Origin of the sequence: Serratia proteamaculans (genome assembly GCF_013337185.1) — a bacterium.
Taxonomy (GTDB): Bacteria; Pseudomonadota; Gammaproteobacteria; order Enterobacterales; family Enterobacteriaceae; genus Serratia; species Serratia proteamaculans_D.
Genome location: NZ_SWDE01000001.1, coordinates 776,334 through 794,158, shown reverse-complemented (window position 1 = coordinate 794,158; position 17,825 = coordinate 776,334). Strand labels below are relative to the sequence as shown.

At 53.1% G+C, this 17,825-nt stretch carries 18 protein-coding genes; 6 read left to right on the top strand and 12 right to left on the bottom strand.

Going from position 1 to position 17,825, the window contains the following annotated elements; all coding sequences use genetic code 11:
* Nucleotides 1-99: 99 nt before the first annotated feature.
* Entirely contained in the window at nt 100-3,327 is a 3,228-nt protein-coding gene (locus tag FCL49_RS03660) for a DUF4214 domain-containing protein (RefSeq protein ID WP_368040105.1), read from the bottom strand.
* Between the two features lie 14 nt (nt 3,328-3,341).
* Complete coding sequence (locus FCL49_RS03655) at nt 3,342-6,440, bottom strand: DUF4214 domain-containing protein (protein ID WP_174352472.1); 3,099 nt, start codon at nt 6,438-6,440, stop codon at nt 3,342-3,344.
* A 300-nt stretch (nt 6,441-6,740) separates the two neighbouring features.
* Here FCL49_RS03655 and pdxY point away from each other — a divergent pair, with 300 nt between their 5' ends.
* A complete protein-coding gene (gene pdxY / locus FCL49_RS03650) occupies nt 6,741-7,601 on the top strand; it encodes a pyridoxal kinase PdxY (protein ID WP_174352471.1) in 861 nt (286 codons plus the stop codon).
* Between the two features lie 49 nt (nt 7,602-7,650).
* On the opposite strand, the gene gstA is transcribed toward pdxY, so the two are convergent.
* The 4 genes from gstA to FCL49_RS03630 all read right to left on the bottom strand — a co-directional run bounded on the left by gstA (nt 7,651) and on the right by FCL49_RS03630 (nt 10,458).
* A complete protein-coding gene (gstA, locus tag FCL49_RS03645; protein WP_174352470.1) occupies nt 7,651-8,256 on the bottom strand; it encodes a glutathione transferase GstA in 606 nt (201 codons plus the stop codon).
* A 92-nt stretch (nt 8,257-8,348) separates the two neighbouring features.
* Nucleotides 8,349-9,233 (bottom strand): 4-hydroxy-tetrahydrodipicolinate synthase, encoded by an 885-nt coding sequence (gene dapA / locus FCL49_RS03640; RefSeq protein ID WP_174352469.1) that lies wholly within the window; start codon nt 9,231-9,233, stop codon nt 8,349-8,351.
* Nucleotides 9,234-9,434: 201 nt separating this feature from the next.
* Entirely contained in the window at nt 9,435-9,701 is a 267-nt protein-coding gene (locus tag FCL49_RS03635) for a DUF3811 domain-containing protein (protein ID WP_012144954.1), read from the bottom strand.
* A gap of 91 nt (nt 9,702-9,792) precedes the next feature.
* Entirely contained in the window at nt 9,793-10,458 is a 666-nt protein-coding gene (locus tag FCL49_RS03630; RefSeq protein WP_174352468.1) for an HD domain-containing protein, read from the bottom strand.
* A gap of 233 nt (nt 10,459-10,691) precedes the next feature.
* Between FCL49_RS03630 and FCL49_RS03625 the strand changes: the two genes are divergently transcribed.
* Nucleotides 10,692-11,087, top strand: a complete 396-nt coding sequence (locus FCL49_RS03625) for a nuclear transport factor 2 family protein (RefSeq protein ID WP_174352467.1) — start codon at nt 10,692-10,694, stop codon at nt 11,085-11,087.
* On the opposite strand, the gene FCL49_RS03620 is transcribed toward FCL49_RS03625, so the two are convergent.
* The gene (locus FCL49_RS03620) at nt 11,084-11,353 is read right to left on the bottom strand and encodes a hypothetical protein (protein ID WP_174352466.1); all 270 of its coding nucleotides are present in this window, start codon (nt 11,351-11,353) and stop codon (nt 11,084-11,086) included. The two genes, FCL49_RS03625 and FCL49_RS03620, sit on opposite strands and share 4 nt — an antisense overlap.
* A 113-nt stretch (nt 11,354-11,466) precedes the next feature.
* A complete protein-coding gene (locus FCL49_RS03615; RefSeq protein ID WP_174352465.1) occupies nt 11,467-11,844 on the bottom strand; it encodes a RidA family protein in 378 nt (125 codons plus the stop codon).
* Between the two features lie 143 nt (nt 11,845-11,987).
* Here FCL49_RS03615 and FCL49_RS03610 point away from each other — a divergent pair, with 143 nt between their 5' ends.
* Nucleotides 11,988-12,842, top strand: a complete 855-nt coding sequence (locus FCL49_RS03610; RefSeq protein ID WP_174352464.1) for an aminoglycoside phosphotransferase family protein — start codon at nt 11,988-11,990, stop codon at nt 12,840-12,842.
* Here FCL49_RS03610 and FCL49_RS03605 read toward each other — a convergent pair.
* The 3 genes from FCL49_RS03605 to FCL49_RS03595 are packed head-to-tail and all read right to left on the bottom strand — an operon-like array spanning nt 12,807 to nt 14,474.
* Nucleotides 12,807-13,310 (bottom strand): cupin domain-containing protein, encoded by a 504-nt coding sequence (locus FCL49_RS03605; RefSeq protein ID WP_174352463.1) that lies wholly within the window; start codon nt 13,308-13,310, stop codon nt 12,807-12,809. The two genes, FCL49_RS03610 and FCL49_RS03605, sit on opposite strands and share 36 nt — an antisense overlap.
* 23 nt (nt 13,311-13,333) lie before the next feature.
* Nucleotides 13,334-13,999 carry an O-methyltransferase gene (locus FCL49_RS03600; RefSeq protein WP_174352462.1) on the bottom strand — a complete coding sequence of 222 codons (666 nt, stop codon included), beginning with the start codon at nt 13,997-13,999 and terminating at the stop codon, nt 13,334-13,336.
* Nucleotides 13,986-14,474, bottom strand: coding sequence for an MEKHLA domain-containing protein (locus tag FCL49_RS03595; protein WP_174352461.1), 489 nt, complete (start codon nt 14,472-14,474; stop codon nt 13,986-13,988). The genes FCL49_RS03600 and FCL49_RS03595 overlap by 14 nt, the downstream gene beginning before the upstream one ends.
* Nucleotides 14,475-14,643: 169 nt before the next feature.
* Here FCL49_RS03595 and FCL49_RS03590 point away from each other — a divergent pair, with 169 nt between their 5' ends.
* Together FCL49_RS03590 and FCL49_RS03585 are read left to right on the top strand one after the other, a co-directional pair.
* Nucleotides 14,644-15,480 (top strand): AraC family transcriptional regulator, encoded by an 837-nt coding sequence (locus FCL49_RS03590; RefSeq protein ID WP_174353455.1) that lies wholly within the window; start codon nt 14,644-14,646, stop codon nt 15,478-15,480.
* A gap of 49 nt (nt 15,481-15,529) precedes the next feature.
* Nucleotides 15,530-15,964, top strand: a complete 435-nt coding sequence (locus tag FCL49_RS03585; protein WP_254611022.1) for a DUF2000 domain-containing protein — start codon at nt 15,530-15,532, stop codon at nt 15,962-15,964.
* Here FCL49_RS03585 and FCL49_RS03580 read toward each other — a convergent pair.
* A complete protein-coding gene (locus FCL49_RS03580) occupies nt 15,948-17,141 on the bottom strand; it encodes a benzoate/H(+) symporter BenE family transporter (RefSeq protein ID WP_174352460.1) in 1,194 nt (397 codons plus the stop codon). The genes FCL49_RS03585 and FCL49_RS03580 overlap by 17 nt on opposite strands.
* A gap of 113 nt (nt 17,142-17,254) precedes the next feature.
* On the opposite strand from FCL49_RS03580, the gene FCL49_RS03575 reads away from it, so the two are divergent.
* Nucleotides 17,255-17,818 carry a helix-turn-helix domain-containing protein gene (locus tag FCL49_RS03575; protein WP_174352459.1) on the top strand — a complete coding sequence of 188 codons (564 nt, stop codon included), beginning with the start codon at nt 17,255-17,257 and terminating at the stop codon, nt 17,816-17,818.
* Nucleotides 17,819-17,825 lie beyond the last annotated feature (7 nt).

Sequence of the window (17,825 nt, the reverse complement as noted above, 5' to 3'; positions counted from 1 at the left end):
AGTAACGAGTAGGGGCCAAAATTGCCGATTGAGAGGCGATAGTTCTCCAGGCAATTCTGGTTTTCCAAACCTGCGGCCGCCGCAGGTTTGGACGTTAAATCAAACTAATTCAACGCTGTGTTGGCTGGCACCATTAACTGCGATGGCCGGTGCCTGGTAGTGAAGGTCATTAGCTACCTGGTAAATGTCCTTATCACCCAGAGCGAAAACCATATCGTCCTGATCGAAGTGCTGATTATGGTTTTTATCAATCACCACATACAGGTTATTGCCCAGTTTTACGGCTCCAGCTTCAGCCAAACTCCCATTGCTGGCACCATGAGTGATTTTTTCCAATGCCTTGGCAAAGATATCCTGTCCGTTGTCTCCACTTTCCACGCTGATTGAGTTAAACAGCGCATTAACATCTGATGCCTTACTCACACTGCCGTAAACGGCCATCGTCTGGCTGGCACCGCTGCCGAATAACCATTGCCCGGCCCCCTTGCCGATGAAAATGCTATCGCTTGTTTCCAGGGCTTCGATAGTCACCATACTGTCGATATAACTAGTGCCGAAACTGATCTTATTGCCGCCACTATACGGATCTCCGCCCAGATCACGGGTCAGGGTGGTGTTGCCCTGGATCTGAAAACTGTTCATGGCGGTGAAGGCGATGGTGAGTTGATCGCCGGACAGTTCGTCAATAAGTCCATTGTAAGCACTGTGATCGTTCAGGGATTGCAGTAGCTTATAAAAGGCTCCGCCACCGGTACCGCCTTTTTCCAGCGTCAGGTTTACATTGATAATAGGTGGGTTGCTCCAGGGATCTTCTGGCACAGGGATAACGATGTTTTTCAGAGAGTCGCTGAAATCGGCTTTAATCGTCAGGTTCAGGTCAGTAGAACCATAGACCACCATCGTTTCAATATGATTGCTACCGCCCGCGAGAGTCAGGGTGTTATGCGAGGTTTCCGCTGAGTTAATAGATAAAGTTTCGCCGGATAAGGCTGTCGAATGACTGGTCAGGCTCAGGGTGCCACCATCCACCGTTGACGTTTTATCATTGCCTATCACGATGTTCCAGTGGGGTGTTTCACTGCCGGTGAGGGTCTCGAGGTGTAGCTTGCTCTTACTGGTGGCATTGTCCGTTATGCGTAAGTTCACGGGGGTGGCCATAGAAATGTTTATGACATGAACATTGTTGGCAAAACCTGAAAGATTAAACCCCAGCGAGCCGGTCCAGATGTCGCCAGTACTGTCTTTTTGCGCCGCATCGGCCTGAGTAAGGTCGGTGACGCCTGAATAGAGCTTATTGTAGATGCTGGCGCTTTGATTCAACAGGCCGGCATCAAACAGGTTTGAGCCCTCGGTCGCCACCTTTTGTCCATTGAGATAAATATTGGCTGTACCGCGATAATTCGCCAAATCGATATATTGGAAATGCAGGAACTGATTCAGATTGCTTTGAATAGTGCCGCTGATGTCACCCTCTGACCCGGAGCTCAACAACACATCTTTAGTGATGAAGTTTGCAGAAATAACACTGAAGTTATTGTATTGCCCGGTGGAAGTAGACGTAGCGGTGAAATCGTTACTGACTTTATTGACATCGCCAGGAGTGGCGTTGCCTTTCCATAACATCCGGGTTTCGCCACCGCTCGCAGTATTGATATGTGTATGGGCTGTTGCGACATCCAGCCGATCGGCAACTAAGAGGCTGCTGTTGAAATTAATCAAGCCTGCTGCGTTGGTTACGTTATTATCGTCGAGGTAAAGCGTAACACTTTTTCCTCTCAGTGAGTCTAAGGTGGTTTGGTTGGCGGCAAAGTCGCCTTGCAAAGAGATCTGCTGCAATGATTTGGCAAAGCTGAGATCGACAGCGGCTTCGACGTTGACGTTAAGGGTAATTTGCAGAAGCTGGGCAATTTCGGCATGGCTTAGTTGGTGTTCGACACCTGAATTAAGACTGCCTTTGAGGGTGCCGTCGGTACTCGATAGCGTCAGGTTACCGCGGATCTGATAGCCCAGTTCACTGCCAATTTTATACTCGAAGTCAACCATACTCTTGGCGCTGGGCAGAGGGCCACTGTCCAGTGGTGCATCACCATGGCGGAATGTATCAATAATATTCAGAGTCGCCTGCAGTGGGTTATTGCCCGCTTGCTGAAGAATAGCCTGTTTTTGCAGGTCATTGAGGGAAGTGCCGTAGAGCTTGCGATAAACGGTACCAAAGTCGGCTGCGCCCTGGAAGTGAGTCGATTTGGCTAGAAATGTCAGCAGGTCCAGATCGGACTTTCCACCAGCGAGCATTTTACTGTAATAGTCCAAACCGGCAGCATTCAGCGCAGTTTTGTTCGCCAACTGCATAAACAACAAGGCGACAGTTTCCTGGTAATGCAGCGCAGGAAGTTCACCCGCAGCATACACATGGGTAGCATTAAGGAAGTTCTGTTTGGCCGTATCATGTGAGGTATCGTTGCGAATATCGTTAATCAAACGAATAAGAACATCGCCGCGGGTGGCGGTATTATTATTTAACCCGGCGACATAATCGGCGATTTCGCTCGCACCAGCGTCCACGCCAAAAGTATTTTTGTATACCGTTTTTACAAAATCCTCGTTGCTGAGTTCTTTCAACCCACTGCGGGTATCCACAAAACGACCTGCAATATAGCTGGCGCTGGCTTTTCCTTCAGCAAGAATACTGCTCCAATAATTAATGCCGTCTGCCACCATGAGACTGCCGACCACGTAAAACATAGCCTGAATATCGGCGGCGGCGTCGGCATTGGCGGGATAAGGCGTCAACGCAGGGTAGAGCGTAGTATCGATAACCTCGAACAAGTGCTGCTGTTGCGCAACCTGAACGGCATCGCTGCCGGTATAGCTCTTCACTCCGCCAACCAGATCTTTGGCGAGTTGCCCCAGAGATTGCCCGGCATTGACCTGAGCTACCAGCGTCCCCAGCAGGCTGGAGGCTGGAGCATCACCGGTGATGTTTTTATAGATGTATTGAATTTTTTGCGCGGTGGTTAACCCATCATAACGCTGGTGCCCATCCTCCGACTGTATAAACTTTTCGGCCAGTTGGTCTTTGCCATAGAGACCCAGATCCAACTGTCTGGCGAAGAAGTCCAGCGTTTTGATATCTGCTTTTTTACCGAGTGTGGCATAAAAAAGGATTGCCACATCCTTCTGTAATGAAAGGAAGCTCATTTGATGTCCCATTGGTGTGGAGAGAAAAAGAAGCTTTAAGTACAGTTGATAATCCGGAAAAAACAATGTGTCCGAGACTAAGGAAATTCTGGTTTTTCCAAGCGTGCGACCCAATTGTCTGGGCCACACGTTTGAATTTCCTATTAAATAGATTCGGCACTGTATTGGTTGGTACCATTTACCACCACATTGGGTGCCTGGTAATGAAGATTTGCGGCAATATCATAGACATCTTTATTGCCTAGCGAGAAAATAATATCCTGAGCATCAAGTTTCTGGTTGTGATTATTATCAATAACAATATAAGCGTCGGTGCCGAACTTCACCACGCCGACATCCTGCAGAACACTGCCGTCGGGGGCTATTTTCGCTAATGCCTGGGCAAAGATATCCTGTGCGGTACTTTCGCCGTCGACATTCAATGAGTTAAAGAGTGTATTAATCTCAGCGTCTTTGGTTACGTTGCCATAAACCTTAATATTCCCGACATTATTGCTGTTGAAAACCCACTGTTGGCTTGGGCTACCTGCGGTAATGGTATCCGTTAGGGTAAGGGTATTGATGGTGACCATATTGTCGACGGTACTTTGTTCGAAATTGATTTTACTGTCATGGGCATGATCATTACCCGTCACCAAATTATTCAGCGTGGTGTTGCCTTTTAGGGTCAGTGTCTGACTGTTGGTATATTGGATATTGATTTGGTCGCCCGCCAGCGCACTGATAATGCCGTCGTAAGCGGTGTGGCTGTTCAAAGAGGAGAGTAGTGTGTAAAAGGTGCCGCCACCAGTGCCTCCTTTCTCCATTGTCAGAACAACTTCAATACGTGGGATCCCTTCACCAAATGGGTCAGAAACCGGCTCAATGATAATATTTTTCAGGCTATCACTGAACTCGGCTTTCACTGTGGCTTCCAACTTGGTGACGCCGCTCAAATACAGGGTGTCGATATGGCTGTCGGCGCCAGTCAGTGCCAGGGTATTAAGTTTTGAACCGCTGGAGTAAATCCTTAGCATTTCTTGGGGTTGCTGCCCAGTGAAATGGCTGGTGAAACTGAGTGTGCCGGCATCTACATGATCCAGTGCGGCGTTACCGATATTGACTCCCCAGAATTCGCTGGCGGCGGGTTTATAGGATGCCAGTTCAAGGTGCAGTTTGCTTTGCGCTCCGGCATTGCCTGTGACTGACAGCTGGGGCAATTTGTCCATGTGTATATTAATAACATGAACATTATCGGCATAGCCGGAAAGCACGAAACCATCGACACCGGTCCAACTGGTACCATCGGGGCTTTTTTGAGCATGATCGGCTTGTCGCAGATAGTCGACATTGGCATAACTGCCGTTATAGATGCTGGCGGTTTGATTGATAACACCATAATCAAAAACATGGGTGCCTTCAGTGGCAACCAGTTCGCCGTCCAGATAAATATTACCGGTGCCACGGTAACCGGCAAGGTCAAGGGTGGGGAAGTAAAGGAATTGGTTAATGTTAGTGTAGATCTGACCGCTGATGCTGCCATCTTCGCCTGTGGTCAGAAGAATATCTTTCAGGATAAAGTTGGCAGAAAGAGTGCCACTCGCATCGAATTGGTTTTGCGCGGTGAAAGTGGTGCTAACGCTATTTGCACCCTGGTTAACGCCATTGCCGCTCCAGATTAAACCAGCACCGCCGTCTGCAAAATCTATATTGAGCCTGGCATTGGAAATGTCATATTTTTCGGTGACAAACACGGAATCTTTTTCCGTGCCAAACGCGATTTTTTCCGCCGTTTTGAACCAGGTACTCTCATCCAGGTTAACTCTTAACGCGAATGATTTATTTTTTAACGAGTTGAGGGTGACGTCATTGGTTGGCATATCCCCTTGCAATACCACTTCTTGCAAATTTGGCGAGTGGGTGAAGTTAACGGCAGACGGAGTATTAATATTGAGATACACCTGGGTTAATATCAATAGCTCGGCCTGACTCAATGAATGATCCCCGCCAGAATTTACCGTGCCGGTAAGGGTACCGTCATTAGCGATACTGAGCTCTGCGCTGGTCTTATAACCCAGTGAGTGGGCAATTTTAGTTTGATAGTCAGCGACGCGTATCGGGTTCGGCTTTTCATTGCTGTCGAGCGGGTATTCACCATTACGGAAAGCTTCAATGATGAGTGAGGTCGCGGTGATCTTGTCGTTACCGGCCTTGAGAAGGATCGCCTGTGCCGAAGCACTGTCGAGGACGCTGCCATAGAGCTTCTGATAAATGGACTGATAGTTATCGGCATTATTGAACAAGTCGGTTTTAGCCAGGGTGTTCAGCAGTTGGTCTTGAGTTTTTCCACCGGCCAGCAGGCGGCTAAAAGAATCCATCGCGGCGGCGTTGGCAGAGACACCGGCTACCGTCAGATAAAGCGACATGACCACTTCGGCATATTTTGCGGCCGGAATTTCACCGGGGGCATAAACATGGGTTGCCGCCGCAAAGTTCTGCCTGGCTACATCGTGGCTGGTGTCATTTCTGATGTCATCCATCATGCGCATCATAACATCGCCGCGCGTTTCACTCTGGCTGTTCAGGCCGCTGACGTATTTTTGCAAATCGGCGCTGTTAGCCGTGGTGCCAAAAGCTTGGGAAAATATCTTCTTCACGAAGTCTTCGTTGTTCAGTGAGCTGATGTAACCTTTGAGCGAAACGAAATAATTGGCCAATTCAACGGCGGTTTTTTTACCGCTATCGAGGATACCACTCCAGTAATCGATGGCGCCGGAATTGACCAGACTGCCGAGCAGGTAATACATGCCTTGTACATCTGCGGCGGCGTCAACCTGTGACGGTTGCTCGATTTGCGAAGGGTACAGCGTGGTGTTGATGATATTTTCCAGATGTTGTTGCTGGCCCAGAAGCGCCGCCTCGTTACCAACATAATTTTGGGTTCCGGCAATTAAAGCGGTTGTCAGGTTGCCCAGCGGGGTACCGGCATCAACCTGTGCGGTTAACTCGTTCAGGGTCGTGGCATCCGGTGGTATACCATTGGTATTTTGATAGATGTATTGCACCTTTTGGCTGGTGCTCAGGTCATCGTAACGGTGCTGACCATCCTCGGAGAGAATAAACTTGGTAGCCAATTCACTTTGGGTATAGGCGCCTTTTTCAAGCTGTTTGGCGAAGTAGGTCAAGGCCTTGTCGTCTGCCTTTTTTCCCAGTGTGGCGTAGAAAAGGATGGCAACATCCTGCTGTAATGTCAGTAGACTCATGGAATATTCCTGTGTGCATGAAAGAAAACAATCAGCAACAAGTACAGCCCATAATCTGTTGATTGCAATATGAGTGTCCCTAAGGAATATCTGGATTAACGACAGAAAGCTGAAGGATGTTCTGGCTATCTGCTTTTTTTGCCGGCTAGCATTGGTTACAATATCCCGCCGCCAAAAAAATAAAAAAGTCCTCTAGTTTCTTGTTTTTAGACGCGCCGGCATAACGTTTCTGTACGTTATTTGTTCATTCTATTTCGCCGCGGGCTGATGCACACGGTATGGCGAGGTCAGGTTGTCCCAATGAAAAACATTCTATCTATTCAATCTCATGTGGTGTTTGGCCATGCAGGCAACAGCGCGGCAGAGTTTCCGATGCGCCGCATGGGCGTTAACGTCTGGTCGCTGAACACGGTGCAGTTTTCCAATCATACTCAGTACGGCAAGTGGACCGGTTGCGTGATGCCGGCCAGCCATCTGACCGAGATTGCCCAGGGTATTGCGGATATAGATCAACTCAAACACTGCGATGCGGTGCTGAGCGGTTATATCGGTTCGCCGGAGCAGGGCAGCCATATCCTGGAGATTGTGCGTCAGGTTAAGCAGGCCAACCCGAACGCCTGGTACTTCTGCGATCCGGTGATGGGGCATCCGGAAAAAGGCTGCATCGTGGCACCGGGCGTGGCGGAGTTTCATTGTCAGCAGGCGTTGCCGTGCAGTGACATGATTGCGCCCAACCTGCTGGAACTGGAATTACTGAGCCAGCGTACCGTGACCAACGTGGAGCAGGCGGTAAGCGCCGCACGCGAGCTGATTGCCAAAGGGCCGAAGTTGGTGCTGGTCAAGCATCTGAGCCGCGCCGGTTATAATATCGACTGTTTCGAAATGCTGCTGGTCACGGCCAGCCAGGCCTGGCACATCAGCCGTCCGCTGGTGGACTTCGGCGAGCGGCAACCGGTGGGTGTCGGCGACCTGACCAGTGGTTTGTTGCTGGTTAATTTGCTCAAGGGTGAGGCGTTGGACAAGGCGCTGGAGCACGTCACGGCAGCGGTATATGAAGTGATGCTGACGACCCAGGCAATGGGTGAGTATGAGTTGCAGGTGGTGGCGGCTCAGGAGCGTATTGTGCAGCCGGGCTGCGAGTTTAAAGCGGTAAAACTGTAACTCTGCTGGCAGAGTGCCCCGGCGCATTCTCACCGCCGGGGCGCGGGTATTATTTCAAGCCTTCCGCATTCAACGTCGCATCTACCGCAGGTCGTGCGGCCACGCGATCAAAATAGGCCGCAAGCTGAGTGCGCTTTTTGATATCAAACTGCAGGGCGATGGCCCAACGCATCACGGTGAACAAATAGGCATCCGCTACGCTGAACTTGTTGCCCAACAAGAAATGCTGCTTCGCCAGCAATGAATCCAGATAGTCGAACTGTTTGTCCAGTTTTTCCCGTGCGATGGTTTTGTATTCATCAGGCGTTTTCGGGTTAAACAGCGGGCTGAATCCCTTGTGCAATTCAGTGGCAATAAAGTTAAGCCATTCAATCGCATGATAGCGCGACAGCGTACCAGCCGCGGGGATCAGGCCGCGATCCGGCACGCGGTCCGCCAGATATTGCACAATTGCCACGCCTTCGGTCAGCAGGCTGCCATCATCCAGCAGCAGCGCCGGGACCTGTCCTTTCGGGTTGATGGTCAGGTAGTCTGCACCGCTTTCAGTCTTTTTCAGTGCCAGATCAACCTTTTCCGCTGTGAAATCCAGGCCCGCTTCGCGCAATACAATATGAGGGGACAGAGAACAGGCACCGGCCTTATAGAACAGTTTCATCGAAAGCTCCTTGATAATGATGAGTGACAAGCATGCTTAACCTCTGATCCTAGCCCTATAGCGTTAAAATTACAGCGGGTTAATCAACAAATTTAATTTATCAGCTCGGCTTGCGGCTGTAACTGCGCCAGGGTTGCCGCAATTTGCTGCTGCAACGTTTGTGGTACGGCTTGCATGGGTGAACGCAGTTCATTGTGGATCAGCCCTTGCTGAGCCAGTGCGGCTTTAACCGGTGCCGGGTTAGGGAAACTGAACATCTGGTGGATCATCGGCAGCAGGGCATAGAAGTTTGCACGGGCGGCAATCAAATCGCCTTCAGCGACCTGTTGCACCAGTTGTACAAAGCGTTCTGGATGAATGTGTGCGGAAGCCGAGATTGCGCCGGTGCCCCCCAGGCACAGCGTAGTCAGGATCAGGTTATCTTCACCGGTCAGCACGTCGATTTCACCGTCATCAATCAGCGCCATCATGGTGTCAGGATTGCCGCTACATTCTTTGATCGCTTTCACTTGCGGATGACGAGCTATCTGGCGCAGGGTGGTCAGTTCGATAGTAATACCGGTGCGTTGCGGAATGTTATACAGGATCACCGGCACGCTCGAGGCATCGGCAAGCTGGGTGAAGTAGTCCACCAGGCCACATTGCGACGGGCGAATATAATAGGGGGCCGGGATCAGCACGCCGGCAATATCCCGCAGTTGGATGGCCTGCTGCATTTGCAAAGTGTCGACCATGTTATTACCGGACAGGCCCATCACTACCTGATGAGCCGGGGTGACGGCCAGCACCGCGTCGAGCACGGCCAACTGTTCGTCCTGGCTTAACGCGGCCGCCTCACCGGTAGTGCCGCAGACCACCAATCCATCGACGCCGGAGGCAATAAGATGCTGAGCCAACCTTTGAGTGGCGGGCAGGTCGACAGCGTGATGATTAAATGGGGTAACCAGCGCAACCCAAATACCGGAAAATGAGGCCATAGTAAGTTCCTTCAGTGCGAGCAATAAGAAGCCAGATAAGAAAACAAGCGAGGGACGATGCGCTGATAATGAATATTCTGCATGAGGCTGTCAATTTACAACCGCTTGATAACACGGTTATTCATGATTAAGCAGCACGGATGAGTTTGGCTAATAAAATGGGGACGATAAAGCCCCTGCCTTGGCAGGGGCTTCGGGAGGTTAACGCGGACGACGTGTGCTGTTGATCGAGGCTGTCCAATTGAAGGTTTCGCCAGTAGGTTGAATGCGATTGGCTTTACGTTCGGCCCGGGTGGCTTTTTCAATTTTCGCACGGGCGGCGGTAATACGCGCCACCACTTCGTCCTTGATCTTGTTATTCTCGGCATTGGTTAAGGCTCTGCCGAGGTTTTTACGTGCCTTGTCCAGCTCGGTTTTTACTTCACGTTGCTCGCTTTCCGTCATGTCTTTCAGCGTCAGTTTTTTCATTGTTATAGCCTGGTCAGTGAAGATGTCAGCCAGTGTACCGCAATTAGCTGGCCGAAGATGCCGCTGCGTATCGGAAATGCCGAAACGGGGATCACATCTCTTCTTGCAGTTCGTCGAGAAAACGCCGCATTCGTTCGGTGCGCTGCAGAGCCATTTTTTTGCCGGTAGCGGTTTGGAAGCCTTCCTGCAGCTTGAACAACTTGGTTTCGAAGTGATCCAGACAGTAGTGTTTGTCGTCATATTGACGCTGCTGTGCCAGCGGATCGGCTGCGTCGTATAACGCACTACGCATGCGCCCACCAATATAGAAACAACGGGCTACGCCAATCATGCCAATGGCATCCAGGCGATCGGCGTCCTGCAGAATTTTGGCTTCCAGCGTTTCCGGGGTAAGGGCGGCGGAGAAACTGTGAGCTTCAATGGCATGGGCGGTTCCGGCGATATCCTGTGGCTCCCAACCCAGTTGTGTCAGCATCAGCTTGGCTTTTTCCGCCGCCATGCGGGAAGCCATGTGGCGCTGCGGTGAGTTCTTCTCCACGGCGACACAGTCATGCAGCAGCACCGCGGCACAAAGGATACGGCGGTCGCCACCTTCGTGCTGGCTGATATTGCGAGTGTTCTTCCAAACACGGTGCAAATGAGCCACGTCGTGAGAGCCGTCATCGGAAGCGAGTGTCAGAGGCAACAAGGCTTGTGCCAGTTCCTGATAGGGTGAGAAGGGTTGCAACAAGGCCTGCGCCAGGGTTGAAGAATGCACGTTTCTATCCTTGTGGTCGGAAAGGCTCAAATAATAGCGGCCGTTGATGAGGGGCTTATGACAATGCAAAAAACTATTGTTTACTCTACTGCAACAGACTATTGCCGTAATCGCGGTTTTTATACCGGAATAAGCAACCTAGAATGTTCTTATTCCGGTCATCCCCGCTTGGTGTAAGCCTGTGTCCGTGGGGCGTGGCCGGAATATCCTGCTTATGCTACCGGAGAAACCCCATGCCAACGAATCTTGAAATTGTACGCGCTACCTATGAAGGCGGCAGTGCCGAAGAGAATGGTCGTAACCTGTTGGCGGCATTAGCGCCCGACGCAGAGTGGACCGAAGCCGCAGGCTTTCCCTATGCCGGTACCTATATGGGTCCGCAGGCGATATTTAAAAATGTTCATCAACGTCTGGGAACGGAATGGCAGGGCTACCGTGCCGATGTCGACCATTTTTATGATGCTGGTGAAAACGTGATTGCCCAGGGCTTCTACCATGGCACCTATGGCGCGACCGGAAAATCATTTACCGCATCCTTTGCGCATATTTATCAGCTACGCGACGGGAAAATCATCAAGTTTGTGCAAATCGTTGACAGTGCAAAAGTGCTGGAAGCCATGCAGGCCTAAAGGCCGCTGTGTTTGCCAAACTTGCGATCGTACTCCCGCCGGTAACCGCGCGCCTTGTTGCGATCGCGGATCCACAAATAGCCACATACCAGCGCGACGGCGCCTGAAAAGGTAATGTTGCGCATATCCCGGTCATAAAAATACACCAGCACCGCGTCCATCGTCGCGATAAAGGCAATCCATTTGTACATATGGGATTGTCGTCGTGTGGCGGCGTTGAGGCGCTTTAACTGTCTGGCTTCGTGCATAACCGGCTTTTGCTGCATAACGTCTCGTCGGTAATAAATTTCTTAGTGGTAAATTAGCAGAAGTTTCCTGTTGGTGGTAAAGACAAACGTGCGCCGGGTCGGTTTTTATAGGGGGCGTTTAGCCGCCAATTTCATAATGCTACTATGGCCTCGATCTCAACGCTGACCTGCGGTGAGAACAGGGCGCTGACCGCAACCAGTGAGCAGGCCGGCAGCGCCCCATCAAAATAATCGAACAGCACCGGCCGTATGGCCTGCAGATCGCCGATATCGGTTAAAAATACCGTGATTTTAATCAGCGCTTTTAGATTGGTTCCCTCGTCGGCGGTGATGGTCGCCAACTGCTCCAGAATGGCCTGCGTCTGTTGTTGCGTGGTTTGCCCTTGCGCTTCGGTGGCAAAGGCCGTCAGGCCGGAAATGTACAGAGTGTCGCCATGGCACACGGCATGGACATAGGGGCCGCCCGGCGTGGGCAATTGTGGATAATTAATGCGCTTTAATGATGTCATGGTAAAAACCCCGAGAGATTAATTAAAAAAATAAACAAACTTGGCTAGGATGGAACGATGAACATCGGAAGTACGCTGAGATTTATTGTTCTCTAATAATATCACTAACATTCATTTCTAACTGTGAAGGACGTTTCAGGGTAATGAATAAGGCTTTAATTCCCTATATGCAACGCTGGCAGTTGCAGCCCGATGGCCAGGCATTTGAAACTCACAGCAGCCTACTGATGCCGGTACGCTATCAGGGGGCGGCCGCCATGTTGAAAATTGCCCGCGAACAGGAAGAAAAGTTCGGTGGGCTATTGATGTGCTGGTGGCAGGGCGAGGGCGCGGCGCGAGTGCTGGCCTGGCATGAGGACGGTATCTTGCTGGAGCGCGCGCAAGGCCGCCTCTCGCTGGCGCAGATGGTACGCGATGGCGAAGATCGACAGGCCACGGCGATTTTATGTCAGGTGGTTGCCCGCCTGCATGTGCCACGAGCCGAGCCTTTGCCGGAGCTTATTCCCCTGGACCAGTGGTTCAACTCACTGTGGCCGGCGGCGCAGGCGCATGGCGGCATGTTGCGTCTCAGTGCCACCGTCGCGGCGGAGCTACTGACCAGCCCACGCGAACAGACGGTGCTGCACGGCGATATTCACCATGACAACGTGTTGGACTTCGCTGAGCGTGGCTGGTTGGCGATCGATCCCAAACGGTTGTATGGCGAGCGTGCTTTCGATTACGCCAATATTTTCTGCAATCCCAACTACGGTATCGCCACCGATCCTGATATTTTCCTTTGCCGGGTCGACCAGGTCTGCCTGTTGGCCGGACTGGAGCGCCAGCGGCTGCTGCAGTGGATCCTCGCCTGGGCCGGATTGTCCGCGGCCTGGTTTATGGAGGACGGCGAGGCGGCGGATATCGATTTTCGCGTCGCAGAGCAGGCCGCCCGCGCGTTGGGGCTTTCGCTACCGGAAGGGGATTCAGGGTTCATCCTGCCAATAGTCGAGCGAGGCTGAAGGGCGTTGCACATAGCGCACCGGTTTACCATTTTCGCCCAAAGCCGCCGCCAGAAACTTGCCTGAGTCCGGATATTCCACCAGTTCGGGCATTTCACGGGTGCTGATGGAAAGATATTTCAACGGCGCGTCCGATGTGTTGATGATCTGGTGCGGGTATTCCGGTCCCGGTGGGATAAAAATCACGTCACCAGTTTTGATAGGCAATAGCTCCCCGGCAACCCGCAGGGTACCGGTTCCCTCCAGCACGATAAACATTTCTTCCTGTGCATAGTGGAAGTGATAAGGGCAGGAACGCATGCCCGGCGCCACTACGTCGATCGAGGCACCCAGCTTGCCGGCGGCGGTGCCGGTTCCCAAACGGGCGCCAATGCTGTCATAGAGTGGCGGGCGGGCGTCGTGTGTTTTTTCAACCTGTTCGTAGTTACGGATCAAACGCTGGGCTAGCAGCATGGCAGGGTTATTCATGGACATCCTCGTGACGTTGTCACCTAATCATTAACGATGGCGATGGAAAAACCATCCCAACCTTTGCTGCCTACGGTTTGTAAGGCAGTAGCGCTGAGACGCGGTTCATCCGCCATCATGTCAAAAAAACGTCGTACTCCCTGAACCCGATCGTCAGTGCTGGTGGTATCGGTGACCGCACCATCGCGCACCACGTTGTCGCCGATGATCACCGTACCGGGGTGTGACAACGCCAGAGCCCAGTGCAGATACTCCGGATTATTAGGTTTGTCGGCATCAATAAATATCAGGTCGAAAGGCGTATCTTGCGGCAGTTGTGGCAGGCTGGTGAGGGCTGGGCCAACCCGCAACTCAACCTGCTCACTCAGTCCGGCACGAGCAATATTTTTCCTGGCTATGTCAGCGTGGCGTTCGTCGGCTTCCAGAGTGACCAGAGAACCTTCAGGTGGTAACGCACGGGCCAGCCAAATGGTGCTGTAACCGCCTAACGTTCCGATCTCCAGAATGCGTTTGGCATTGACCATACGGGCAAACAGGTGCAGCAGTTTACCCTGATTCGGTGCCACGTCGTGTTCAGGCAAGCCTGCCGCAGAGTTGGCGGTCAGCGTCTGTAATAATGCTTCATCTTGAATGACCAGTTTGTCGACAATATAAGCGTCAACACGGGCCCAGCGGTTATCTTCTTGCATTGTTCACCTGTTCCTGATGGCCATACCAGCCCGGCCGGCGTTTTGGCTGTGGCCAGAACAGCGCGGCCTGGCCACCGTCGGGAGTCTGCCACACCTCGCAGTCATAAATGGTGAAGGTGTCGCCGAATTTATCGACGCGCAGGCCACGATATCCCTGCGCGATGCCTTGTTCAGTGACCTTATCCAGCAATTGCTGACGTTCTGCACGGTCTGCCGGAGAAGCGCTCAAGCGGGAAGGCAGCGCGATAAACTCATCGAAGGAATAGCCAAAGCACTGCTGTGCGCAGTGGTTAGCATAAATAAACACCGGATCGCCGCCGCCGGTGTGGGCCAGCAGGCTGTAGGGTGCTTGTTGATGCAGCCAGGACCATCGTTCGCCAACTGCGGCCTGTGGGCCGGGCAATCCGTCACCTGTCCAGTGGCGGTACGCGGCGTCTATCTGTTGAATCAGGTCAATCTGCGCAGAAGATGGCATAGAAACTCCCTTAACGATCCCTGGAGGGCAACGTTCGTCCCTCTCTCATTTAAGCAGAAGATCGCCAAAGGGGAAAATGACGTCTGTAACTCCGGCGCGCACATTTGTTCCAGACGCCGGGGGGGACATCTGCTATATGAAAGGTTGGCTTAACGAAAATAGGGCGGCGATGAGCAGCTGGATCGAATTAAAGAAAGACCGGCCGACCGGCATAGAGTTGATCCGCGCCCATTTTGGCGGGCATGCGCATGCCTATGACCCCCACTGGCATGATGATTACCTGGTGGGGGTCACCGAGCAGGGCGTGCAGCAGTTCCACTGCCGAAGTCAGCGTCATCGCAGTACGCCGGGCCAGGTTTTTTTGCTGGAGCCTGGGGAGTTGCATGACGGTGATGCGCCGGCAGAAGAAGGTTTCACCTACCAGATGCTGTACCTCAATCCGCAATGGCTGGATCTACAGCTACGCCAGTTATTTGCCGAGGTGCCTGACAGCTTCTGCCTTAGTTTCGCTGCCACGCTGTCTGACGATCGGCTACTGGCACAGGTAACGATGCGGGCTTTCTCGCAGTTACAGCAACAGGCTGAGGGAGAATTGCAGCGTCAATTTGCGTTGGATAACCTGCTGTGCGGCCTGACCCGGCATGTGCATTGGCGGCGATCGTTGCCGAGTGAAACTTCCGGCTATCAGGCGCGGCGCATCCGTGATTATCTGCATGCCAATAGCCATCAGGATATTCGTATGGAAACGCTGACGGCGTTAACCGGGCTGGATCGGTTCCGTCTGACCCGCCTGTTCCGCCAGACTTTTGGTTTGCCGCCCCATGCCTATTTGGTTCAGCTTCGGTTGGCGCAGGCGCGACGGCTTTTAGCCACAGGGGCAAAGCCGATTGACGTGGCGGCACAACTGGGTTTTGCCGATCAAAGCCACCTGGGCCGCTGGTTCCAGCGCGCCTATCGTCTGACCCCGGCGCATTACCGTAAACTGTGCACAAACCTTCCAGATTAAGCCGTCGCGGCTGGGTATCCTGCAGGCTGACTTATCGACAGGAAACCCAATGATGGAAGTGATCTCCCCAGGAATGATCAGCGCCGAGCGCTGCGTAATTGTGATTAATCAGGATTTGCCGCTGGGTAATATTGCCAATGCGGCAGCGGTACTGGCGTTAACGCTGGGACAACGCCATCCGATGTTGGTGGGCGAGGTGTTGGCTGACAGCCAGGGGCAATGTTGGCCGGGGTTAATCCCGATAGGCATCAGCGTGCTGGCGGCCAGTGAGGAGCAACTGGGCGCTCTGTTGCAACAGCCGCGCGCAGCGGAAGTAGACCGGATCCTGTTCCCGGTTGATGGCCAGCAAACCACCAATTATGCCCAATTCCGCGCCAGCGTCGCCAACCGGCCAAGTTCCGAATGGCGTTTATTGGGTATCGCGTTGGCCGGTGAGAAGAAAACCGTGCGTAAGTTGACGGCTAAACTCAATCTGCTGACTTAGCTGGGCGTTGCGGTAACGACAGGATGATATGGGCAATTGCGCCGCCAATAATCCCCCAGAATGCAGAGCCGACGCCGAGCAGCGTCACGCCGGACGCGGTGATCAAAAAGGCGATCAGTGCGGCGTCGCGTTGCTTTTCATCCTGCAGTGCGCGTTGCAGACTGCCGGCGATGGTGCCCAGCAGGGCCAGCCCGGCAATGGTGTGGATCAGGGCCACGGGCAAGGCGCTGAACAACATACCGATAACGCCGCCAAACAGACCGGCCAGCAGATAAAACACCCCGGCGGCGACGGCTGCCATGTAGCGGCGCTGTGGATTCGGGTGTACGTCCGGCCCCATACAAATGGCGGCAGTAATGGCGGCAATACACACCGAAAACCCACCGAATGGGGCCAGCAGCAGTGCGGTCAACGCCGTCCAGCTAATTAACGGTGAGGTAGGGACGTGGTAGCCGGCCGCCTTTAGCGTGGCAATACCGGGGGCGTTTTGTGACGCCATGGTGACCACGAAGAACGGCACGCCAATCCCCAGCAGTGTCGACCAGCTAAAATGCGGCGTAATAAATTCCGGCATGGCGAACGCCAGCGGCTGTTGCGAAAGATGAATGTTGCCCTGCAGCGCCGCAATCGCCAGCCCGGCCAGCAGCGTCAGTACAATCGCATAACGCGCCAGATAACGCCGCGTCACCAGATACACCAGCCCCATTGCGGCGCTGAGTACGAAATTGACCTGCAGCGAGGCAAATGCATCCAGGCCAAAGCGCAGCAGGATCCCCGCCAGCATCGCCGCCGAAATAGCCTGCGGAATATAATCCATCAGCCGGGCGAACAGCCCGGTCACGCCGCACAGTAGGATCAGCCCGGAGGCAAAGATAAACACGCCAATCGCTTCGTTAATCGACGTGCCGGGCAGGCTGGTGACCAGCAGCGCTGCACCAGGGGTCGACCAGGCGGTCAGAATCGGCGTGCGGTAATACAGCGAAAGCCCGAGCGAGGTAATGCCCATTCCCAGCCCCAACATGCTCAGCCAGCTGCCAATCTGCAAGGGGGTAGCGCCGGCAGCGGCAGCCGCCTGGAAGATAATGGCAGCAGAACTGGTATAGCCGACCAATACCGCAACAAACCCGGCCATAACGGCAGGCAGAGACAGATGACGCAGAGAGATGGCTGGGCGCATGGCACACTCCGACAAAAGTTGTGCGTTATAACGCACGATAAGCGGCGAGCATAGCACCGTGCGTTATAGCGCACAAGTGGCTATAATCAGCCGCACTATCAGGGGAGAAAAACATGCAGGAACTGTCTGGCCATCTGGCACAAACGCTTCGTTCGCTGCGTATGCAGCGCGGCTGGAGCCTGGCACAGGCTGCCGAAAACACCGGCGTCAGCAAGGCGATGCTGGGGCAGATCGAACGGGGAGAATCCAGCCCGACGGTGGCAACCTTGTGGAAAATCGCCACCGGTTTTAACGTGGCTTTTTCCGCCTTTCTGGAGATCTCACCGTTGCAACAGCAAGCCACGCTACATCGCTATGGCGATGCTCCGGTGTTCAACCAAGGCAACGCCGACATGCGGGTGGTGCCGCTGTTTCCGTTCGACCGGCAACTGGGTTTTGACATGTTCGTTATCGACCTGGCGCCGGGCGCGCTCAGCGAGTCTTCGGCACACGAGCCGGGAGTGATTGAACACGTGATTGTCATCAGCGGTGAACTGGAGCTGGCGGTTGACGGCCAGTGGCACCATCTGACCCAGGGTGAGGCGATGCGCTTTCAGGCCGACCGGCCCCACGCTTACCGTAATACCAGTCAACAGACTGTGCGCATTCACGATCTGATCCACTATCCTAAATTTTGACTCAACG

What these genes read in the sequence shown, in the direction of transcription:
- FCL49_RS03635 (WP_012144954.1), bottom strand. Translation starts at nt 9,701, where the DNA reads ATGAAAAAACTGACGCTGAAAGACATGACGGAAAGCGAGCAACGTGAA.
- FCL49_RS03585 (WP_254611022.1), top strand. Translation starts at nt 15,530, where the DNA reads ATGATGGAAGTGATCTCCCCAGGAATGATCAGCGCCGAGCGCTGCGTA.
- FCL49_RS03625 (WP_174352467.1), top strand. Translation starts at nt 10,692, where the DNA reads ATGCCAACGAATCTTGAAATTGTACGCGCTACCTATGAAGGCGGCAGT.
- dapA (WP_174352469.1), bottom strand. Translation starts at nt 9,233, where the DNA reads ATGGCCTCATTTTCCGGTATTTGGGTTGCGCTGGTTACCCCATTTAAT.
- FCL49_RS03595 (WP_174352461.1), bottom strand. Translation starts at nt 14,474, where the DNA reads ATGCCATCTTCTGCGCAGATTGACCTGATTCAACAGATAGACGCCGCG.
- FCL49_RS03620 (WP_174352466.1), bottom strand. Translation starts at nt 11,353, where the DNA reads ATGCAGCAAAAGCCGGTTATGCACGAAGCCAGACAGTTAAAGCGCCTC.
- FCL49_RS03605 (WP_174352463.1), bottom strand. Translation starts at nt 13,310, where the DNA reads ATGAATAACCCTGCCATGCTGCTAGCCCAGCGTTTGATCCGTAACTAC.
- FCL49_RS03615 (WP_174352465.1), bottom strand. Translation starts at nt 11,844, where the DNA reads ATGACATCATTAAAGCGCATTAATTATCCACAATTGCCCACGCCGGGC.
- FCL49_RS03575 (WP_174352459.1), top strand. Translation starts at nt 17,255, where the DNA reads ATGCAGGAACTGTCTGGCCATCTGGCACAAACGCTTCGTTCGCTGCGT.
- pdxY (WP_174352471.1), top strand. Translation starts at nt 6,741, where the DNA reads ATGAAAAACATTCTATCTATTCAATCTCATGTGGTGTTTGGCCATGCA.
- FCL49_RS03600 (WP_174352462.1), bottom strand. Translation starts at nt 13,999, where the DNA reads ATGCAAGAAGATAACCGCTGGGCCCGTGTTGACGCTTATATTGTCGAC.
- FCL49_RS03610 (WP_174352464.1), top strand. Translation starts at nt 11,988, where the DNA reads ATGAATAAGGCTTTAATTCCCTATATGCAACGCTGGCAGTTGCAGCCC.
- FCL49_RS03655 (WP_174352472.1), bottom strand. Translation starts at nt 6,440, where the DNA reads ATGAGTCTACTGACATTACAGCAGGATGTTGCCATCCTTTTCTACGCC.
- FCL49_RS03580 (WP_174352460.1), bottom strand. Translation starts at nt 17,141, where the DNA reads ATGCGCCCAGCCATCTCTCTGCGTCATCTGTCTCTGCCTGCCGTTATG.
- gstA (WP_174352470.1), bottom strand. Translation starts at nt 8,256, where the DNA reads ATGAAACTGTTCTATAAGGCCGGTGCCTGTTCTCTGTCCCCTCATATT.
- FCL49_RS03590 (WP_174353455.1), top strand. Translation starts at nt 14,644, where the DNA reads ATGAGCAGCTGGATCGAATTAAAGAAAGACCGGCCGACCGGCATAGAG.